This window comes from Streptosporangium sp. H16, from assembly GCF_051918855.1.
Lineage (GTDB): Bacteria > Actinomycetota > Actinomycetes > Streptosporangiales > Streptosporangiaceae > Streptosporangium.
In genome coordinates this window covers 36,221-50,689 of record NZ_JBPXMD010000026.1, presented here as the reverse complement: position 1 = coordinate 50,689, position 14,469 = coordinate 36,221, and the positions used below count along the sequence as shown (strand labels likewise).

The 14,469-nt window shown below is 70.7% G+C and carries 16 protein-coding genes; 12 read left to right on the top strand and 4 right to left on the bottom strand.

The features are described 5' to 3' along the window. The first annotated feature begins 80 nt into the window (after positions 1-80). On the top strand, positions 81-305 hold the full coding sequence (locus tag ACTOQ2_RS32860; RefSeq protein WP_440104702.1) for a DUF397 domain-containing protein: 225 nt from the start codon (positions 81-83) through the stop codon (positions 303-305). A gap of 112 nt (positions 306-417) precedes the next feature. Here the strand turns inward: ACTOQ2_RS32860 and ACTOQ2_RS32855 are convergent, their stop codons facing one another. Further along, on the bottom strand, positions 418-2,805 hold the full coding sequence (locus tag ACTOQ2_RS32855) for an ATP-binding cassette domain-containing protein (protein WP_440104761.1): 2,388 nt from the start codon (positions 2,803-2,805) through the stop codon (positions 418-420). Positions 2,806-2,881: 76 nt separating this feature from the next. On the opposite strand from ACTOQ2_RS32855, the gene ACTOQ2_RS32850 reads away from it, so the two are divergent. Next, a complete protein-coding gene (locus ACTOQ2_RS32850) occupies positions 2,882-3,673 on the top strand; it encodes a TetR/AcrR family transcriptional regulator C-terminal domain-containing protein (protein WP_440104701.1) in 792 nt (263 codons plus the stop codon). Positions 3,674-3,776: 103 nt separating this feature from the next. On the opposite strand, the gene ACTOQ2_RS32845 is transcribed toward ACTOQ2_RS32850, so the two are convergent. Then, positions 3,777-4,031 (bottom strand): hypothetical protein, encoded by a 255-nt coding sequence (locus tag ACTOQ2_RS32845; RefSeq protein ID WP_440104762.1) that lies wholly within the window; start codon positions 4,029-4,031, stop codon positions 3,777-3,779. Between the two features lie 22 nt (positions 4,032-4,053). Here ACTOQ2_RS32845 and ACTOQ2_RS32840 point away from each other — a divergent pair, with 22 nt between their 5' ends. The 5 genes from ACTOQ2_RS32840 to ACTOQ2_RS32820 all read left to right on the top strand — a co-directional run bounded on the left by ACTOQ2_RS32840 (position 4,054) and on the right by ACTOQ2_RS32820 (position 7,956). After that, positions 4,054-4,449 (top strand): redoxin domain-containing protein, encoded by a 396-nt coding sequence (locus tag ACTOQ2_RS32840; RefSeq protein ID WP_440104760.1) that lies wholly within the window; start codon positions 4,054-4,056, stop codon positions 4,447-4,449. A gap of 42 nt (positions 4,450-4,491) precedes the next feature. Continuing rightward, on the top strand, positions 4,492-5,382 hold the full coding sequence (locus tag ACTOQ2_RS32835) for a cytochrome c biogenesis CcdA family protein (protein ID WP_440104700.1): 891 nt from the start codon (positions 4,492-4,494) through the stop codon (positions 5,380-5,382). 207 nt (positions 5,383-5,589) lie between these two features. Then, positions 5,590-5,778, top strand: coding sequence for a DUF6203 family protein (locus tag ACTOQ2_RS32830; RefSeq protein ID WP_350977490.1), 189 nt, complete (start codon positions 5,590-5,592; stop codon positions 5,776-5,778). 406 nt (positions 5,779-6,184) lie between these two features. Next, positions 6,185-7,009, top strand: coding sequence for a lysostaphin resistance A-like protein (locus ACTOQ2_RS32825; protein WP_440104699.1), 825 nt, complete (start codon positions 6,185-6,187; stop codon positions 7,007-7,009). Between the two features lie 167 nt (positions 7,010-7,176). Further along, positions 7,177-7,956, top strand: coding sequence for a helix-turn-helix domain-containing protein (locus ACTOQ2_RS32820; RefSeq protein WP_440104698.1), 780 nt, complete (start codon positions 7,177-7,179; stop codon positions 7,954-7,956). 44 nt (positions 7,957-8,000) lie between these two features. On the opposite strand, the gene ACTOQ2_RS32815 is transcribed toward ACTOQ2_RS32820, so the two are convergent. Further along, entirely contained in the window at positions 8,001-8,885 is an 885-nt protein-coding gene (locus ACTOQ2_RS32815) for a helix-turn-helix domain-containing protein (RefSeq protein ID WP_440104697.1), read from the bottom strand. Between the two features lie 17 nt (positions 8,886-8,902). Then, positions 8,903-9,928, bottom strand: coding sequence for a sensor histidine kinase (locus ACTOQ2_RS32810; RefSeq protein WP_440104696.1), 1,026 nt, complete (start codon positions 9,926-9,928; stop codon positions 8,903-8,905). Between the two features lie 287 nt (positions 9,929-10,215). Between ACTOQ2_RS32810 and ACTOQ2_RS32805 the strand changes: the two genes are divergently transcribed. From ACTOQ2_RS32805 to ACTOQ2_RS32785, 5 genes are all read left to right on the top strand, one after another. Continuing rightward, complete coding sequence (locus ACTOQ2_RS32805) at positions 10,216-11,139, top strand: helix-turn-helix domain-containing protein (protein WP_440104695.1); 924 nt, start codon at positions 10,216-10,218, stop codon at positions 11,137-11,139. After that, positions 11,133-12,497, top strand: coding sequence for a sensor histidine kinase (locus ACTOQ2_RS32800; protein WP_440104694.1), 1,365 nt, complete (start codon positions 11,133-11,135; stop codon positions 12,495-12,497). Before ACTOQ2_RS32805 ends, ACTOQ2_RS32800 begins: the two co-directional genes overlap by 7 nt. A 120-nt stretch (positions 12,498-12,617) precedes the next feature. Continuing rightward, entirely contained in the window at positions 12,618-13,433 is an 816-nt protein-coding gene (locus ACTOQ2_RS32795) for a helix-turn-helix transcriptional regulator (protein ID WP_440104693.1), read from the top strand. A gap of 73 nt (positions 13,434-13,506) precedes the next feature. Further along, on the top strand, positions 13,507-13,983 hold the full coding sequence (locus ACTOQ2_RS32790; RefSeq protein ID WP_440104692.1) for a hypothetical protein: 477 nt from the start codon (positions 13,507-13,509) through the stop codon (positions 13,981-13,983). Then, positions 13,980-14,288 carry a winged helix-turn-helix domain-containing protein gene (locus tag ACTOQ2_RS32785; RefSeq protein WP_440072177.1) on the top strand — a complete coding sequence of 103 codons (309 nt, stop codon included), beginning with the start codon at positions 13,980-13,982 and terminating at the stop codon, positions 14,286-14,288. Before ACTOQ2_RS32790 ends, ACTOQ2_RS32785 begins: the two co-directional genes overlap by 4 nt. Positions 14,289-14,469 lie beyond the last annotated feature (181 nt).

Below are 14,469 nucleotides of genomic sequence, written 5' to 3'. Positions count from 1 at the left end.
TTGGGCTGGTATGAACGGCTGAGGACATAGGCATATCGCCCAGGCGAATCACTCGAAAAGATCAAGGAAGCAGTAGAGCGATGGAACTTAAGGACCTGAACGGTCCGGATCTCACCGGGGCTGTGTGGAGAAAGAGTTCCCGCAGTGGCAACAACGGCGGTGAATGCGTCGAGGTCGCCGGTAATCTGCCCGGGGTCATCGCGGTCAGGGACAGCAAGAATCCGGCCGGCCCGGCGCTTGTTTTCGGCCCGAGTGAGTGGTCGGCGTTCCTGGGCGGTGTCAAGGGCGGCGAGTTCGACGTCTGAGATCCGCCGATCCTGTCCGGTGGCCGCCTGAGGTGAGAGCCCCCGTCGCGTCAAGAGCTCTCACCTGTTCGCGGATGCTCGCCACGAGCATCACCGTCCGGCCGCTTCGGGCTCAGATGTTCGCCCTGGTGTCCCCTGCTCCGGTGAGGTCCTGCCGGTCGGCGTTCTTTCCCAGGTAGGCGCGCAGGTGCCGGGCGGTGAGGGAGTCCCCTTCCGAGACGAGGTCGGCGGGGGTGCCGGTGAAGACGATCCGGCCGCCGTCGTGACCGGCCCCGGGGCCGAGGTCGACGATCCAGTCGGCGTGGGCCATCACGGCCTGGTGGTGCTCGATGACGACGACCGTGTTGCCGTCGTCGACGATCCGGTCCAGCAGGGCGAGCAACTGGTCCACGTCCGCCAGGTGCAGACCGGTGGTCGGCTCGTCCAGCACGTACGTCGCGGCCTTCTCCGCCATCCGGATGGCCAGCTTCAGCCGCTGCCGCTCGCCGCCGGACAGGGTGGTGAGCGGCTGGCCTAGGCCGAGGTAGCCCAGGCCCACGTCGGAGAGCCGGTCGAGGACGGCCCGCGCCGCGCCGAAGCTCGCCCCCGAACCCGCGCCGGAGCCGGGAGCGAAGAAGTCGCGGGCCTCGGTCACCGACATGCCCAGCACCTCGCTGATGTCCTTGCCGCGCAGCTTGTGGGTGAGCACCTCGGGCGTGAACCGCCTGCCCTCGCACTGCTCGCAGACCGACGCCACCCCGGCCATCATGGCGAGGTCGGTGTAGACGAGGCCGATGCCCTTGCAGTTGGGGCAGGCGCCCTCGGAGTTCGCGCTGAACAGGGCCGCCTTGACCCCGTTGGTCTTCGCGAAGGCGGTGCGGATCGGGTCGAGCAGCCCGGTGTAGGTGGCCGGGTTGCTGCGGCGGGACCCGCGGATCGCGGTCTGGTCGACCACGGCGACGCCCTCCCTGCGGGGGAGCGAGCCGTGGATCAGCGAGCTCTTGCCGGACCCGGCGACGCCGGTGACGACGGTGAGCACGCCCAGCGGGATGTCGACGCTCACGTCCTTGAGGTTGTGCAGGGTGGCGCCCGTGATCGACAGCTGCCCGCGCGGCGTCCGTACCTTCTCGCGCAGCCGGGCCCGGTGGTCCAGGTGGCGGCCCGTCAGGGAGTCCGAGCGCCGGAGCCCGGCCACGTCACCGGTGAAGCACACCCGCCCGCCGGACGAGCCCGCCCCCGGGCCCAGGTCGACCACGTGGTCGGCGATCTCGATCGTCTCCGGCTTGTGCTCGACGACCAGGACCGTGTTGCCCTTGTCGCGCAGGAGCAGCAGCAGGTTGTTCATCCGCTCGATGTCGTGCGGGTGCAGCCCCACCGTGGGCTCGTCGAAGACGTAGGTGACGTCGGTCAGGCTGGAGCCGAGGTGGCGGACCATCTTCACCCGCTGGGCCTCGCCTCCGGACAGGCTGGAGGACTCGCGGTCCAGGCTCAGGTAGCCCAGGCCGATCTCGACCAGCGACTCCAGCGTGTTGCGCAGGGTGGCCACCAGCGGCCCCACCGACGGGTCCTCGATGCCCCGGACGAACTCGGCCAGGTCGCTGATCTGCATGGCCGCGCAGTCGGCGATGTTGCGGCCGTCGATCTTCGAGGCCAGCGCGGCGGCGTTGAGCCTGCTGCCGCCGCACGCGCGGCAGCTCGTGAACGTCACGGCCCGGTCCACGAACGCCCGGATGTGGGGCTGCAGCGACTCCCGGTCCTTGACGAGGTACAGCCGCCGCACCTTGACCAGGAGCCCCTCGTAGGTGGTGTTCATCGTGCCGATTTTGATTTTGGTGGCGGGCTTGTGGAGGAAGTCCTCCCACTGGGACGGGGTGTAGTCCCTCAGCTTCATGTCGGGGTCGAAGAATCCGGCGTGGGCCAGGCCCTGCCAGTACCACGAGTCCACGGTGAAGTTGGGGACGGTGATCGCGCCCTCGTTGAGCGAGCGGTCGACGTCGACGAGCTGGGAGACGTCGATGTCCGACACCCGGCCGAGCCCCTCACACTCCGGGCACATGCCCTCGGCGCTGTTGAAGCTGAAGGCGGTCGAGGTGCCGACGTGGGGGGTGCCGATCCGGCTGAAGACGATCCGCAGCATCGTCTGCGCGTCGGTCGCCGTGCCGACCGTGGAGCGGGAGTTGGCGCCCATCCGCTCCTGGTCGACGACGATCGCCGCGCTCAGGTTGCGCAGGGCGTCGACGTCGGGACGTCCCTGGCTCGGCATGAACGACTGGACGAAGGCCGTGTAGGTCTCGTTGATCAGGCGCTGTGACTCCGCCGCGATGGTGCCGAAGACGAGGGAGGACTTCCCCGAGCCGGAGACCCCGGTGAAGACGGTGAGCCGCCGCTTGGGAATGTCCAGCGAGATGTCGGCCAGGTTGTTCTCCCTGGCGCCGCGTACCTCGATCACGTCGTGGCTGTCCGCGACGGCCCGGCCGTGCCGCGGGCCGCGATCGCCGGCCGGTGAGGCGGATGGGAACACGAACCTTCTCACTTGATATCCTTATGCTGTAAAGAGTTGGCCCGGCCAAGTTAGTTTATGCCGTAAGGAGTTGCAAGTGGTCGTCTTCGCCGGACAGGGCGACGCGCGCCGTTCGATGGCGCTGCTGTGGCGCACCACGGGGCAGGGGGAGACGCGTCCCGGGCCCAAGCCCGCCCTGAGCGTGGACCTGATCGTGGACGCGGCCATCGCCGTCGCCGACGCGGAGGGAATGGCCGCGCTCTCCATGCGCGCGGTGGGCGAGCGGCTCGGGCGCACGGCCATGGCCCTCTACACCTACGTCCCGAGCAAGAGCGAGCTGGTCGACCTGATGTACGACCGGGCCCTCGCCGAGCTGTCCACCCGCCACGACCTGACTGACGGCTGGCGGGCGGCGGTGACCGCCTGGGCGCGGGAGACCTGGGAGTTCTACGTACGGCATCCGTGGGTGCTGCAGGTGTCGCAGGCACGCCCCGTGCTGGGCCCCAACGAGTACGTCATGATCGAGGAGGCGCTGCGGATCCTCCGCGAGACCGGGTTGAAGGCCGGGACGCTGCGGTACGTCGTCGGGACGCTGTTCTACTTCGTGCGCGGGGCGGCGCAGACGGTCGCGGAGTCGAGGCAGGCCCCGGCGGCGACCGGGATGTCGGACGAGGAGTGGTGGTACGCCCGCTCGGCCCTGCTGACGGAGGTCGCGCCCGACTTCGCCGAGCGGTTCCCGACGACGGCCTGGCTCGCCGGTGAGGGCGCCTACGAGTCCAAGGACGAGACCGTCCCCTACATGGAACAGGAGGGGAGGGACACCTTCGCCGCCGGGCTCGCCATCCTCCTGGACGGGATCGAGGCGACGGTGAGCACGGCCGGAGTCTGAGGGCGCCGTCAAGGGGGCGCTGTCAAGGGGGCGCTGTCATGGAGGCGCTGTCACGGGGGCGCCGCCGTCACGAGCTCGTAAGAAATCGCGGGGGCTCCTGCCCCTACGCTGAGCGCATGATCAAAGTGCGAGCGGCAACCGCCCTGATCTCGGTGGCCTTGCTGGCGTGCGCGTGCGGCGGCGCCGGAGGGGACGACACGGCCGATCCCGCACGCGGCACCGCGCCGCCGCCGGCCGCGGCGCCATCCACGTCGGCGCCCACGTCGGCATCCACGTCGGCATCCACGTCGGCATCCACGTCGGCATCCACGTCGGCATCCGCGCCGGCGACACCGACGGCTTCGGCCGACGCCGTCACGCCGACGGCGGTACCGGCCGCGCTGGCCTTCTCCGCCAGGACACTGGACGGCGAGTCGTTCCAGGGCGCGAACCTGGCCGGTAAGCCGGTGGTCTTCTGGTTCTGGGCGCCGTGGTGTCCCAAGTGCATTTCCGAGGCACCCGCCGTCAAGGCCGCGACCGCCACGTTCGGCGAGGTCGCGTTCGTCGGCGTGGCGGGCCTGGACACCGAGGCCGCGATGAAGGAGTTCGTCCAGATGACCCGTACCGGCGACATCACGCACCTCGCCGACGTCAAAGGCGCGGTGTGGACCAAACTGGGCGTCAGCCAGCAGTCGACGTTCGTGTTCATGAAACCGGACGGCTCCACCACGAAGGTCTCCGGCCCGCTCGACCAGGACGCGCTGGACGGTCACGTCCGGCGGCTGCTCGGCCGGTAGCGCACGTACCGCCATGGCCCCCGACGACCTGGAGATACGAGCGTGAACGTCGCCGAGGTGCCGCTCGCCCTGGCACTGGCCGCGGGCACGGTGGCCGCGTTCAACCCGTGCGGCTTCGCGATGCTGCCCGCCTACCTCACCCTGCTGATCGCCGAAGGCGGGCCGGCCCGCGGCGGGCCGATCGCCCGGGCGCTGCTGCTGTCGGCCGCCATGACCGCGGGCTTCGTCACGGTCTTCGGCCTGTTCGGGGTGATCGTCACCGCTCTGGCCGTGTCGGTCGGCCGTTACCTGCCGTGGGTGACGATCGTCATCGGCGTGCTGCTGGCGGGACTCGGCGTGTGGCTGCTGACGGGCCGCGAGCTGCTGCTCCGCCTTCCCGGGACGGCCGCCGGCCGCCCCGCCACCTCACCCCTGTCGCTGTACGGCTACGGCGTGTCGTACGCGGTGGCCTCGCTGTCGTGCACGGTGGGACCGTTCCTCGCCGTCACCTCGGCCTCGCTGTCCGGCGCCGGCCTCCTCGGCGGCGTGGCGGCGTTCGTGGCCTACGCGCTCGGCATGGGCCTGGTCGTCGCCGTCCTGTCCCTGGCGGTGGTGCTCGCCCGGGGCGCCGCGGTGGCCAGGCTGCGGCGGTTGCTGCCGTACGTGTCCAGGGCCAGCGGCGGACTGCTCCTGCTGGCCGGGCTGTATGTCGTGTACTACGGCTGGTACGAGCTGCGTGTCTTCTCCGGCGGGACCGCCGACGACCGGATCGTGGGCGCCGCGACGGCCGTGCAGGGAGTCCTGGCGGGGTGGCTGGCGTCTGTCGGCGCGGGCTGGGTCGCCTTCGCGCTCGCCCTGCTCGCTCTGGGCGCGCTCGCGCTGCGCGCGGTGCGGCGGCGGCACGCTCGCCGGGCACCGGTGCCGGAGGTGCCGGTCGAGTCGCCGCCGGTGTGAGCGCGCGGGTCGCCCCTTCGGCCGATGATCATGGTGGAACGCGGCAGGACCTGATCTTCCGCCACGAGCAGATCGCCACGTCGGGCGGGCCGCGGGCCAGCCTTCTCCGGGCCTTCTCCGGGCCTTCTTCGAGCGCGGAGAAGGCCGGCATGAAGCCGGATGCCGCGCGGTCGCCTAATCGAACCGCCGCTGGGCAGGAACGGTCTCATGAAGAAGTTTTTCAAGGTCGTGGTGGCACGCTGGCTGGCCCGTACGCCGTTCGGGCTGGCGATCCTGGGGGTGGGCTGGTTCCTGGGGCGGCGGCGCAGGCAGCGTGAGCAGGAGCAGGCCGGGCGAGGTGGGCGGGGATACGTGACGCGGGGGAGCGGACGCCCGCCCCGCTCCGGCCGGCGCTGAACCCCGCCGCCTTCAGGCGCGAGGGGACGGCGGGGACCGGCGGCCGGTTCGCCTCCCACCCCGCGGTCCAGCAGGCCACCGTCAGGGCGCAGGACCGGGCCTACCCGTCCACCGCTCACCTCGGTCCCACCTGGAGCCGTACCGGCGAGTGGTACGACTACTCACGGTCAGCGGTCGCGGGTTTTCCCGCGAGGAGAGTCGCGTCCACCCGACGACTTGAGTGTGCCCCCACGGCAGGGTGTTTCCTCGGGAGCGAACGTACCGATTCGAACCCGAGAGGAATTTTCCGGTGGACACATCGAGAACCGACGACCCCCGAGACGCGACGTCTCGCCCAAGCCCCCTGACGCAAGGGCGGTCTCGGCCGGCCGTCGACGGCTCCCGGCCGTTCGGCGCACACCTTCGCATGAGCTGGTGGAAGCCGCTCGTGGTCATCATCGTGCCGTCGCTGGTGATGGTGGTCCTGCAGGTTCTGTTCTACCAGGTCGTCGGCGTCATCGAGGGCAGCGACGACCCGATGGCGGCCACCTTCACGCCGTTGAAGTTCCTGGCCGTCAACCTGAGCGTGGGCGCGGCGGGCGTGCTGGCGATCCTGCTCCTGGTGTGGACGGCCAAGGTGCCGTGGCGCAGCCTGATCAGCTCGCCGCGGGCGTTCGACGCACGCCGTTTGGCGCAGTACCTGATAGGCGCGGCTCTGCTGCTAGGCGCCGGGATCGGTGTGGTGGCGCTGGTCGCACCCGACGCTCCGGGCTGGACCGCCTTCGGTGTCACCACCACGACGGTCGTCATGCTGGTGATCACCGTCCTGACGACTCCGATACAGGCCGCCGGTGAGGAGTTGATGTTCCGAAGCGCCGTACTGCCCGCCGCCGCGTCCTGGGTGCGCGCGGTTCGCCCGGCGCTGGCCGTCGGGCTCGTGGTCTCCAGCCTGGCCTTCGCCGCGGTCCACGGGTCGACCGACCCCTGGTTGTCCGGATATTATGCGGTATTCGGCTTCTGCGCTGGGCTGATGGCGATCATCAGCCGCGGCATCGAGGCACCGGTCGCGTTCCACGTCGCCAACAACGTCATGGCGACAACGGCCAACACGTTGATGGCGGACGGCGAGGCCTTCCCCCTCGACCGGTCCACCGACACCGGCGACGCGTCCGTGCTGATCCTCGTCGCCGTCAACATCGGCATGGTCGTGTTCGTCTGGCTGCGCGAGCGGCGAGCGCGGGCCACGGGCTAGTGCCGTCGCCGGCGTCGAGCCGGGGAGGCCGAAGCCCGTGACGACAAGGACCAGGGGTGGGGCGTCGGGGGATCGGTGGCGGCGGCCCGATCGGCCCTGCTTCGACACCGGCATCCGCTGAGAGACGCCGCCAGACGTGCGGTACCGCATGAGGAGGTGAGGAACCCATGACCTGGAGCACGCGCGAAATAGCCGAGCTGTCGGGAAGCACGGTGAAGACGGTGCGCTACTACCACGAGATCGGTTTGCTCGACGAGCCCGACCGCGAACCCAACGGCTACAAGCGGTACGAGGTCCGCCACCTGACGCGACTTCTGCAGATCAAGCGACTGACCGGGCTGGGCGTGCCGCTCGCGCAGGTGGCGGCGATGGGAACGGACCCCGACGGTCGCGCCTCGGTCTTCCGGGCCATCGACGCCGAGCTCGAGGCGACGGTGGAGCGACTCCAGAACATCCGGCAAGAGCTGGCCACGTTGTCCCGGCCGGGCGCGTCACCGGATGTGCCGGCCGGGTTCAGCGGCGTCGCGGAGCACCTGCGCGACAACGATCGCGCACTCATCATGATCTATGCCCAGCTGTTCTCGGACGAGTCGATGGACGCGGTACGGCAGACCCTCGAGGCGCGTCCCAACCCCGCACTCGACGAGGAGTTCCGCGACCTTCCCGAGGACGCCGACGAGGCCACACGGCAGGCCCTCGCCGAGCAGATCGCACCGTTCGTCGCCGGCGCGGCCACCGATCACTCGGTCACGTTGGAGCCCAAGGCCTCCACGTCGCGCCAGGCCGAAGCGGCCCGAAGCGCCGTCGGCCACGCCATCCAAGCCCTTTACAACCGTGCTCAGGTCGACGTGCTGCGCCGAGCGCACCTGATCAGCGAAGCCAACGGCGACGCACGCTCGGCACGTGATCGACGTGACCCGGTGCCGATCGAGAACGACGGCCACTGAGCTTCTTCACCGCGAAGCAGAACTCCACGTCATCGAGCGGCGGATCAGCGGCCGGTGGGCCGGGCCGACGGCACCGGGGTCCCTGTCGCGGCCCGATGGGTGGTCTGCCCGGCGACCGTGCTCGCCAGTTCCTTCAGCGCCCGTTCGGAGTCGCTCCCCGGCTCGGTCACCAGGGCGACGAATTTCTGGCCGGTGCCACTGACGGAGAGCACCTCCCAGGAAAGGGTGAGGTCGCCCAGCGTCGGGTGGCGCAGCTCCTTGGCCTCGTTGCCGCGCGTCTGCACCTCGTGGCGGGCCCAGATGTGGCGGAAATCCTCGCTGCGGGCGGTGAGCTCCTCCACCAGCCCGTGCAGGTACGGGTCGTCGGGGTCGGCCGCCACGGCGGAGCGTAGTTGCGCCGTCTTGGCGCGGGCGGCCTTCTCCCAGTCGGGGTAGAAATCGGCCGCTCGCGGATCGAGATAGATCATGCGCAGGCAGTTGTCGATGTTGGTCATACCCTCGTACAGGGCCTTGATCATCGGATTGACGGCCAGGATGTCCAGGCGCCGGCCGATCACCATCGCGGGAGCCTGCGGGGAGAGCTGGAGGAGTCGGAGCAGGCTGGGACTGACCCGCTCCACGGCGCCGGTCTCGATGCGGGGGCGGGTCCAGGGGTGGGCGAGCGAGTAGAGGTAGCCGATGGCGTCGGGCTCCAGGCGCAGCACCCGTGCCAGGGCGCTCAGCACCTGGGGGGAGGGGTTGCGTTCCCGTCCCTGCTCAAGCCGGATGTAGTAGGAGGCACTGACCCCGGCGAGCATGGCGACCTCCTCGCGCCGCAGTCCCGGGGTGCGGGAGGAGGGGGAGTGCAGAAAGCCCGCCTGTGCCGGACTGGTGGCTTCGCGCCGGGCGCGCAGGAACTCGCCGAGCAGGTTGCAGGGGCCGTTGTCCATTTGATGATGATATGTCGCTATTGTCCGATTGGCCTAGTGTGACGTTCCTGTGATGATCGGCGGCAGTTTTTTACCTCAGGGCCGTCACCTTCCGCCGTGCGGCCTGGCCGGCTTTCCCTGGACTGCTTCGGGGTGATGGCGGGGCGTACCGGTTCGCAGGGAAAGGCGGCCGGAGAGCCGGGTCGCGGGATGCGCGGAGCGAGGCGGGCGCCGACGGGGGAGTTCTCAAAGGTGAGGCCGCCGCGGCGCCGGTGGGCGGCGTTGCGGGTGATCGCCGAGGTCGCCGTCGAGGTGACGGGCGGCGTCGAGGTGGGTGAGGTGTCCGAGGCGGATGAGGCGTGCGAGGACGCGCCGGCGGCCGCCTTTCCGGGTGAGGAACTCGGCGGGGCCGGGGAGCTCGTGCCCCGGGCCAAGTCGGCGGCGTCCGTGCGGGCCTGGGAGAGCAGGCCGTTGACGATGGTGTCGAGGCGGTCGGCGATGGTCAGCGCCGTACGCAAGGTGTGGTGGAAGTCGGTGTCCTCGGGGTGGTCGAGGGCGTCCTCGAGTTCGGCGCGCAACCCGGTGATCGGGTTGCGCAGCTCGCGGGAGGTGGTGGCGACGAAGCGGCGTTGCCGGGCGAGGGCTTCGTCGAGGCGGGCGAGGGTGTGGTTGGTGGTACGGGCCAGCTCGGCGATCTCGTCGTCTCCCGGCGGGACTCGCACGGGGCGACCGAGATCGTTCACGGTGACCTCGTCCAGATGGGTGCGGATGGCCTGGATGGGGCGCAGCGCGCGGCCGAGCACCCACCAGGTGGCCATGCCTGTGCCGCCGGTCAGGACCACGACGAGGACGGCCATGAGGTATTCGAGCCCGTACTCCTGGAGCAGCCACGGCATGCCCAGGCCGGCCGCCCTTCCGCCCTGGGCGCGGGCGTCGGACTCCAGGGCGTGGCGGAGGGGCGGGCGGGCGCTCGCGCCGAGCGCGGTCAGGACGATCAGCACCAGCAGGGACGTGGCCGCGGTGCAACGCCCGCGGATGGATCGGGGACATCGAACGATGATCATGATCTCTCCGGTGGGAGGAGGGCGAGCGCCTCGGGCCGGGCCCGCAGGAGGTCACAGAGATGCCTGCTGTCGTTCATGCCGTCACCATAAATCGGGATTGCTCGCCCAGGCTGACCGTGGCACTCCCATGCATCCGCCCTGATCAGAGCCGGGTAACGAGTGATGCGAGCGGACCGGCGTCCTCGTCGGGCTCGCCAGCCCTGCTCGCCGCACCGGCTTTCCGCGGCGGATCTGACTGGTAGTGACACACCCAGTCAATTTGGATAAGTCGGACATATGCTTCCGTAATGGCCAGCGAAAGCCTGCTCGGCGAGTTCCTTCGTGCCCGGCGCGCGATCACCACTCCCGCCCAGATCGGACTGCCGGACTCCGGGCTCCGCCGGACGCCGGGTCTGCGACGGGAGGAGGTCGCGATGCTGGCCGACGTCAGCACCGACTACTACATCCGCCTGGAACAGGGGCGCGAACGCCACCCGTCCGACCAGGTACTCGGCGCCCTGGCGGAGGTGTTCGGCCTCGGCGCGGACGCCACGGCTCACCTGTACGCGTTGGCGCGCACGGACATGCCGGTCCACCGGGGACCACGCGTGCCGGCCGGCGCCACGGCGCGGGTCAGCCCGCACCTGATCCGGCTGATGCACACCTGGCGGACGCCGGCCTTCGTGATGAGCCGATGCATGGACGTGCTGGCCATCAACCCGCCGGCCGTGGCCTTCTACCGGCAGGGGCTGCGCGCGGGGCTGAAGGTGGGCGGCAACGTACTCGACACGATCTTCCTCGACGCCGCCGCGCGGAGGTTCTACCCCGACTGGGAGTTCGTCGCGCACAACGCGGTCGCCCACCTGCGCGCCGTCGTCGGCAGGGACCTCGGCGACCCCCGCCTGGCCGAGCTGGTCGACGAGCTGTCCGATCGCAGCGACGACTTCCGCCGCCTGTGGGCCCGGCACGACGTGCGGAAAGAGATCAGCCACGTCGTGTGCTTCCGCCATGATCTTGTCGGGGAGCTGACGCTCGACTGCGACATGTTCTCCGTCGCCGAGGCGCCCGGCCAGCAACTGGTCACCATCCAGGCCGCGCCCGGCAGCCCCTCGGCGCGCGCGCTCGCCGTGCTCTGCCGGCAGGCCCGCGAACGCGATCCCGCCTCCGGCCCTTCCGCGCGGCGCTCCGACCCCGGGGGCGAGCGCCCGGTCCCCGGGGAAGCATCATGCTGAGCCGGTATCCGCTGTCGCTCCGGGCCCGCCGGACAGCAGCGACCGCCGCCGTCGCGGCGTGTGTGTGCGTCGGCGTCGGCCTGCTCTTCCTGCTGTTCGCCGGCGGCAGGGAGGCGGATTTCGCCCAGGCTCGCGTAACGGACGCCTGGAACCTGGTGGTGCCCCTCATCCGGCAGGGCCCGCTCCCGCCCGTCCTGCCCAGGGGCGAGGTCGAGGCGATCCAGGTGCTGGACACCCGCGGCCGGGTGGTCGCGTCGACCCCGGAACTCGCCGGCAGGCCGCCGATCGCGACCTTCCGCGCCGACGCCCGGAACGTGCGCACCACCCGGGTGCTGTGCCCGCCGCGGGGGCTGGAAGGCTGTATGACCGTCACCTCCTACAAGGTCTACCAGCCGCAGGGGGTCTGGCTGCTCTACGTGGCGATCCCGGAGGTGCCCTGGTACGGCGCGACCGCGGACCTCCTGCTGGTCGTCGGCGCGTCCCTGGTCGTGACCGCCATGATGACCGCGTGGTCCTTCCGCGACCTCACCAAGGCCATGGCCCCGGTAAACGCCATCAGGGCCGAACTCGGCGAGATCACGCTCACCGCCCTCGACCGGCGGATCCCGGTCCCCTCGGACTACCAGGAGATCAGGCTCCTGGCGGAAACCGTGAACGACACCCTGGACCGTCTCGAAAGCTCCTACACCCGGCTGCGGCGTTTCACGGCGGACGCCTCCCACGAGCTGCGCACCCCCATCACCGCCATGCGCACCCACCTGGAGGGGGCGCTGCTGCACCCGCATGACACCGACTGGCTCGAGACGACCCACGCCGTGCTCGCCGGGGTGGACCTGCTCCAGGCGACCGCTGCCGACCTGCTGACCCTGACCCGCTTGGACGCGCGCCCGCTCCTGTGCCGCGATCCAACCGATCTGCACCGGCTGGTCAAGGCGGAACTGAACCGCCGGACGCACCGAGACAAGATCGTCGAGGATCTGGCCGAGAGCGCCTGTGTCGAGTGCGACCGGTTGCGGATCACCCGGCTGCTGGGCAACCTGCTCGACAACGCCGAACGCCACGCCACCTCGCGGATCACCGTGAGCGTCCGGGTCGAGGGGGCGTCGGCGATCCTGGAGGTCGCCGACGACGGCGCCGGGATCCCCGCCGAACACCGGGAGGTGGTCTTCGACCGCTTCGCCCGGCTGGACACCGCGCGCAACCGGGACGCGGGAGGGACCGGGCTGGGGCTGGCGATCGCCAGGGAGATCGCCGAAGCCCACGGAGGCACGCTGACCGTCGAGGACAGCGAGCAGGGCGCGCGCTTCGTCCTGCGCCTTCCCGCGTGCGACGACTGTCCGTCCGTCCGGACGGGATGAACCGTTCCCGGCGCCGGCGCGCACGGCTGTGGCGCCGTCCGCCGGCGGGGGCGGCGGGGCCTGGCTGGGTGGTAGTCACCCGGACCCCCTGACCTCACATTTCCGAAATACGGTGATTTTATGGACGATATCTATCTGTTGGGCGATTTTCTTCGCGAACGGCGTGAGGCTGCCCCTCCTCGCCAGGTGGGGCCGCCGGACTCCGCTTCCCGGCGGGAGCCGGGGCTGAGCCGCGAGGAGGTGGCGATGCTGGCCGGTGTCAGCGCCGATTTCTACACGCGGCTGGAAGAGGGGCGCGAGCGGGATCCGTCGGGACGGGTGCTCGACGCGCTGGTCCGGGTGCTCGCCCTCGGGCCGGACGCCTCCCGGTATCTGTACGAGCTGGCGCGGCGGCGTCCGATCCGGCGTGGCGGCACCACGGAAACGGCCGGCCCCGGGCTCGTCACGCTGATCCGGAGCTGGCCGGCCACCCCCGCGCTCGTGTGCGGGCGCTTCCTGGACGTGCTCGCGATGAACCGGCCGGGTGACGTGCTGTACGACGGCATGGACTACCGCGACAACCTACTGCGCATGGTCTTCCTCGACCCCGCGGCGCGGAGCTTCTACCTCGACTGGGAGCGGCTGGCCAGGGCACGGGTCGCGTCGCTGCACCTGGTGGCCGCCGCGGACCCGGAGCACCCCCACCTCACCGAGCTCGTCGGCGAGCTGTCGCTGAAAAGCGCGGAGTTCCGCAAGCTCTGGGCCCGCAGGGACGCCGATGACCTGACCTGCACGCCCCAGGGCGTCCGGCACGCCATGGTGGGCGAGCTGGACGTGACCGGCGCCACCTACGACGTCGGCCATGCCTCCGGGCAGCGGCTCCTCCTCCTGCAGGCCGAGCCCGGCAGCCCCTCCGAGGAGTCCCTCACCTTCCTGACCGGTCTCGACGCGGGCTGACCGGCCCTGGAAAGTACTTGACGATACGGAAAGGAGAAAGTACTTTCCAACTAGGAAAACAAAAGGAGCGGGCATGGACATCACCCCCGAAGAGGCCGCGCGGACGCTGGCCCAGGTCCACGAGACGCGGCGAAAGGTGTTGCGCGCCGCTCCGCCGATGTTCCCCGCCTGGTATCCGGTGGCGGTCTGGGCCTTCGTCACCGCCATACAGTTCGTCACCGAGATCCCGCCCGCCTGGTGGCTCGGGATCGCCGTGCCGGCCCTGTCGGCCGGTCTCGTCCTCGCCGTTCTCAAGTTCGTGAGAGACGTCAGGGACGCGAAGCTGCGCCCGCACTCCTCGGTGGTGGACCCGTGGGCGTGGGCCGGCTTCACCGGCTGGCTGCTCGTCACGGTCGCCGCGTCCGCCCCGCTGGCGCTGTGGTTCACGGAGCTGGGCCTCGCCTACCCGCGCACCATCATGGGCCTGATCATGACTGCGATCGTGGCGATCACCTCGCCGCTGCTGGCCAGGTGGATGTCCAGGCGGACCGCGAGGCGGGCGGAGCGATGACCCCGCGGCTCGACCCGGCGATCCACGCGCCGACCCGGCTGCAGATCGTCTCGCTGCTGGCAGCCGCCGACGAGGCCGAGTTCGCCTTCGTCCGCGACAACCTGGGCGTCAGCGACTCGGTGCTGTCCAAGCACGCGAGCGCTCTGGAGGCGGCCGGTTACGTGAAGATCCGCAAGGGGCATGTCGGCAAGCGCCCGAGAACGTGGTTCAGCCTCACCCGCGAGGGGCGTGCGGCCTACACCGGCCACGTCGCCGCGCTCCAGGCCATCGTCGCCCGCTCCGGCCTCACGGTCCTTCCCGGCTGAGCTCCTCGGCCCTCCCCGGCGGAGACGGAACCCGCCGGGACCGGCCACCCCGGGGCGCGTCGAGGACTTCGCCGAGGAACCGCGCGAGGCGGGCCCGCGGGGTGACGGCCGCCCGCGTGGCGCCGCTCGAGACGGTCCGGGACGGTAACCACCTCGGCGCCGGCGTCCGGCGCGGCCAGGT

Coding starts and splice junctions, on each gene's coding strand:
- ACTOQ2_RS32785 (WP_440072177.1), top strand. CDS start 13,980: ATGACCCCGCGGCTCGACCCGGCGATCCACGCGCCGACCCGGCTGCAG.
- ACTOQ2_RS32820 (WP_440104698.1), top strand. CDS start 7,177: ATGACCTGGAGCACGCGCGAAATAGCCGAGCTGTCGGGAAGCACGGTG.
- ACTOQ2_RS32790 (WP_440104692.1), top strand. CDS start 13,507: ATGGACATCACCCCCGAAGAGGCCGCGCGGACGCTGGCCCAGGTCCAC.
- ACTOQ2_RS32825 (WP_440104699.1), top strand. CDS start 6,185: ATGAGCTGGTGGAAGCCGCTCGTGGTCATCATCGTGCCGTCGCTGGTG.
- ACTOQ2_RS32810 (WP_440104696.1), bottom strand. CDS start 9,928: ATGATCATCGTTCGATGTCCCCGATCCATCCGCGGGCGTTGCACCGCG.
- ACTOQ2_RS32805 (WP_440104695.1), top strand. CDS start 10,216: ATGGCCAGCGAAAGCCTGCTCGGCGAGTTCCTTCGTGCCCGGCGCGCG.
- ACTOQ2_RS32795 (WP_440104693.1), top strand. CDS start 12,618: ATGGACGATATCTATCTGTTGGGCGATTTTCTTCGCGAACGGCGTGAG.
- ACTOQ2_RS32815 (WP_440104697.1), bottom strand. CDS start 8,885: ATGGACAACGGCCCCTGCAACCTGCTCGGCGAGTTCCTGCGCGCCCGG.
- ACTOQ2_RS32860 (WP_440104702.1), top strand. CDS start 81: ATGGAACTTAAGGACCTGAACGGTCCGGATCTCACCGGGGCTGTGTGG.
- ACTOQ2_RS32830 (WP_350977490.1), top strand. CDS start 5,590: ATGAAGAAGTTTTTCAAGGTCGTGGTGGCACGCTGGCTGGCCCGTACG.
- ACTOQ2_RS32800 (WP_440104694.1), top strand. CDS start 11,133: ATGCTGAGCCGGTATCCGCTGTCGCTCCGGGCCCGCCGGACAGCAGCG.